This window comes from Microbacterium sp. Bi128, assembly GCF_918698205.1.
Map to the genome: position 1 here is coordinate 1 of NZ_CAKKMM010000388.1, position 4,165 is coordinate 4,165.

The 4,165-nt window shown below is 70.1% G+C and carries 4 protein-coding genes and 1 pseudogene; all 5 read left to right on the plus strand.

All coding sequences use genetic code 11. The features are described 5' to 3' along the window. Window positions 1–872 (plus strand): annotated as a pseudogene (locus LQV45_RS19590) (elongation factor 4); the annotation flags it as partial. Between the two features lie 44 nt (window positions 873–916). Continuing rightward, window positions 917–1,561: a DUF1990 family protein gene (locus tag LQV45_RS19595; RefSeq protein ID WP_230008450.1), complete on the plus strand. Its 645-nt coding sequence runs from the start codon at window positions 917–919 to the stop codon at window positions 1,559–1,561. After that, window positions 1,561–2,778 carry a radical SAM family heme chaperone HemW gene (gene hemW / locus LQV45_RS19600; RefSeq protein ID WP_230008451.1) on the plus strand — a complete coding sequence of 406 codons (1,218 nt, stop codon included), beginning with the start codon at window positions 1,561–1,563 and terminating at the stop codon, window positions 2,776–2,778. Before LQV45_RS19595 ends, hemW begins: the two co-directional genes overlap by 1 nt. Window positions 2,779–2,859: 81 nt before the next feature. After that, window positions 2,860–3,900 (plus strand): heat-inducible transcriptional repressor HrcA, encoded by a 1,041-nt coding sequence (gene hrcA, locus LQV45_RS19605; protein WP_230008452.1) that lies wholly within the window; start codon window positions 2,860–2,862, stop codon window positions 3,898–3,900. A gap of 50 nt (window positions 3,901–3,950) precedes the next feature. Next, window positions 3,951–4,165, plus strand: a 215-nt coding sequence (locus tag LQV45_RS19610; protein WP_230008453.1) for a DnaJ domain-containing protein, incomplete at its 3' end; no start/stop codon positions are given.

Consider the following 4,165-nt stretch of genomic DNA (forward strand, 5'->3'; position numbering starts at 1 on the left):
GCGAGGCGCTCGACAAGCTGAAGCTCTCGGATGCGTCGCTGCAGTACGAGCCCGAGACGTCCGTCGCCCTCGGCTTCGGCTTCCGCTGCGGCTTCCTCGGTCTGCTGCACCTCGAGATCATCACCGAGCGCCTCTCGCGCGAGTTCGGTCTCGACCTCATCACCACCGCCCCGTCGGTGACGTACGAGGTCACCACCGACACCGGCGAGACGGTCTCGGTCACGAACCCGAGCGAGTACCCCGACGGGCGCGTCGCCGAGGTCTCGGAGCCGATCGTGAAGGTCGGCATCCTGCTGCCGAAGGACTACGTCGGCACCGTCATGGAGCTGTGCCAGTCGCGCCGCGGAACCCTCCTCGGCATGGACTACCTCAGCGAAGACCGCGTCGAGCTGCGCTACAACATGCCTCTCGGCGAGATCGTCTTCGACTTCTTCGATCACCTCAAGAGCCGCACGCAGGGGTACGCGAGCCTCGACTACGAGCCCGCGGGTCAGCAGACGGCCGACCTCGTCAAGGTCGACATCCTGCTGCAGGGCGAGAAGGTGGATGCCTTCAGCTCGATCGTCCACCGCGAGAAGGCCTACAGCTACGGCACAATGATGACCGAGCGCCTGCGCAAGCTCATCCCGCGTCAGCAGTTCGAGGTGCCCATCCAGGCCGCGATCGGCGCGCGGATCATCGCGCGCGAGAACATCCGCGCGATCCGCAAGGACGTGCTCGCCAAGTGCTACGGCGGTGACATCACCCGCAAGCGCAAGCTCCTCGAGAAGCAGAAAGAGGGCAAGAAGCGCATGAAGATGGTGGGTCGCGTCGAGGTTCCGCAGGAGGCGTTCATCGCCGCCCTGTCCGGCGACGTCGAGGGCAAGAAGTAACGACGCCCACCGTCCTCCCATCCGCGCAGAGGAGACTGGAGATCATGCGCCGGCAGAACTTCACCGACGACACGGTCGATTACGCCGCGGTCGGCGCCACCCAGGCGCACGACCTGATGCAGTATCCGCCGCAGCACTCCGTGCCCGCCGAAGACGCCTGGCGCATCGGCAGCGGCGAGGAGCGCTTCGCGGCCGCGGGCGAGTTGCTGCTGTCGTGGGCACCGCTGCGCGCGGCGGAGCTGAGCATCAGCGATGTCCGGCCGGCCACCGACGGCGGCTACTCCGGCGTGGGTTTCGACGCCGACGGCGCCCCGATCGCCCCGAGTCGCCTCGAATCCGAGCAGCGCTTCGCCACCGACGGCACGCCGTTCGTAGGCCCGGGGACGAGCGTCCGCCTGCACGGCAAGGTCGACGGGCACCGCGCCGACGCGCACCTGCGCGTCATCTCGGTGTTCGAGGAGCCGCGTCGCGTCGGGTACATCCTCGGCACGGTGGGGCACTCGATCGTGAGCGGCGAAGAGCTGTTCAGCGTGGAGTGGCGCGACAACGACGAGGTGTGGTTCTCGGTGCGCGCGTTCGACCGGCCGACGGCCCCGTCGTACCGACTCTTCACCGGGCTCGTCCGCCGTCGTCGCCGGGCGCTGTTCCAGCGGTACCTCCGGGCGATCTCGCCGTTGTACACGTCCTGATGGGCGGCCCCCTGCCGCTCGGTGACCCCGCTCCGGTCGACGGACGTCTGCCCGACGACCTGATCCACGACGCCGCCGCCGATTTCGGCGTGTACCTGCACGTGCCGTTCTGTCGCGTGCGCTGCGGGTACTGCGACTTCAACACCTACACGTCGAGCGAATTGCGGGGAGCACGGCAAGAGGACTTCGCGGACACGCTCGCCGCCGAGGTGCGTCTGGCCGGAACGGTGATGGATGCCGCGGGCGCCCGGCGGGCGGCATCCACGGTGTTCTTCGGGGGAGGCACCCCGACGCTGCTCCCGCCCGGCGACCTGGCGCGCATGCTGGGCGCGGTGCGTGACGAGTTCGGGATCGCCGACGGCGCCGAGGTCACCGTCGAAGCCAACCCCGACACCGTCGACGACCGGGTCGCCGAGACCCTGGCCGCCGCGGGCGTGACGCGCCTGTCGATCGGGATGCAGTCGGCCCAGCCCCACGTGCTGGCGGTGCTCGACCGCACGCACGATCCGCGGAACGTCGCCACAGCGGTGGCGTCGGCGCGGCGGGCCGGCCTCGACGTGTCGCTCGACCTCATCTACGGCGCGCCGGGGGAGTCGCTCGACGACTGGCGCGCATCGCTCGAGACCGCCGTGGCCCTCGCTCCCGACCACGTCTCGGCGTACGCGTTGATCGTCGAGGACGGCACGAAGCTCGCGCGCCAGATCCGATCGGGCGCCCTGTCGATGCCCGACGACGACCTCCAGGCCGACATGTACGAGCTCGCGGACGATCTGCTGTCGGCCGCGGGATACGAGTGGTACGAAGTGTCGAACTGGGCGACGGCCGCGTCGCACCGCTCGCGTCACAACCTGGCGTACTGGCGCGGCACCGACTGGTGGGGCTTCGGTCCGGGCGCGCACAGTCACGTCGCGGGGCTCCGCTGGTGGAACGTCAAGCACCCCGCCGCCTACGCCCAGCGGCTGGCGGCCGAGGAGTCCCCGGCCGCGGCGCGCGAACGTCCCGACGAGACGGCGCGGCGCCTCGAATCGGTGCTGCTGCGGAGCCGTATCCGCGAGGGCCTGCCGGTGTCCGAGCTCCTCGGCGAGGGCCGGAAGGCCGTGGCATCCCTCATCGCCGACGGTCTCATCGACGGTGCGGATGCCGTGCGCGGACGCATCGTCCTGACCCGGCGCGGCCGCCTGCTCGCCGATGCCGTCGTGCGGGCTCTGACCGCGTAGGCGCGTTCCCGGCTCACGTGCGGGCCGATCCTCTAGAATTGGCACTCAGGTGTCCGGAGTGCCAGGAGGAGGGAGCCGGCCATGGTGTCCGAACGCGGCTTGCAAGTGCTCCGCGCGATCGTCCAGGACTACGTCGACACGCGAGAGCCCGTCGGCAGCAAGGCGATCGTCGACCGCCACGCCTTCGGCGTGTCCGCCGCCACGATCCGTAACGATATGGCGCTCCTCGAGGACGAAGAGCTCATCGTCGCCCCCCACACGTCGTCGGGCCGTGTGCCCACGGACAAGGGCTACCGCGTCTTCGTCGACCACCTCGCCGAGCTCCGCCCCCTGTCGTCCGCGCAGCGGAGCGCCATCACGTCCTTCCTCGACGAGGCGGGCGACCTCGACGACCTCCTCGCCCGCACCGTACGCGCCCTCACGCAGCTGACCGGCCAAGTCGCGATCGTGCAGTACCCGTCGTTCGCCCGCGCGAACCTCACGCACGTCGAGCTCGTCGCCCTCGGCGGTCCGCGCGTGCTCGTCATCCTCGTCACCGACACCGGCCGCGTCTCGCAGCGGATCGCGATCGTCCCCGTGGAGCCCACCGAGGCCGACATCGTCCAGCTTCGCGCGCGCGTGGCGGCCGTGCTCGTGGGCCGCAGCGTCGCCGAGTGCGCGCAGACCGTCGCCGGTGTCGCCGCCGAAGGTCCGCGTCCGGGCGTCGCCCTGGATGCCATCGCCGACGCGGTCCTGCGGATCGTGGGCGAAGAGCTCGACGAGTTCCGTCAGGACCGGCTGGTCATGGCGGGAGCGGCGACGCTCGCCAAGCGCGAGTCGGACTTCCGTGGCAGCATCTACCCGTTGCTCGAAGCCATCGAGGAGCAGGTCACGCTGCTGCGGTTGATGAGCGAGATGGTCGCCGACGAGCAGGGTCTCTCGGCCAGCATCGGCCGCGAGAACGAGCCTTTCGGTCTCATCGAGGCCTCCGTGCTCGCGAGCCGGTACGACGGTTCGACGGGCGGTGCCCGCGTGGGCCTGCTCGGTCCCACCCGCATGGACTATTCGTCCAACCTCGCGGCGGTCCGCGCCGTCGCGCACTACTTGACCCGGATGCTCGAAGACGACGACAGCGCGCGTTGACGAGCTCCCTCTGAAAGATCGACCCCGCACGAGCGGGTAGGAAGGCGACTGTGGCTGACCACTACGAGGTCCTCGGTGTCGCACGCGACGCCGCCCCCGACGACATCAAGCGCGCGTACCGGCGTCTCGCCCGCGAACTGCACCCCGACGTCAACCCGGGAGAGGACGCCTCCGAGCGTTTCAAGCTCGTCACGCACGCGTACGACGTGCTGAGCGACCCCGAGCAGCGCCGCCGGTACGACATGGGCGGCGACCAGAACCCGTT

Excerpts from the sequence above, each read along its gene's own strand:
- hrcA (WP_230008452.1), top strand. The coding sequence starts at position 2,860 with ATGGTGTCCGAACGCGGCTTGCAAGTGCTCCGCGCGATCGTCCAGGAC.
- hemW (WP_230008451.1), top strand. The coding sequence starts at position 1,561 with ATGGGCGGCCCCCTGCCGCTCGGTGACCCCGCTCCGGTCGACGGACGT.
- LQV45_RS19595 (WP_230008450.1), top strand. The coding sequence starts at position 917 with ATGCGCCGGCAGAACTTCACCGACGACACGGTCGATTACGCCGCGGTC.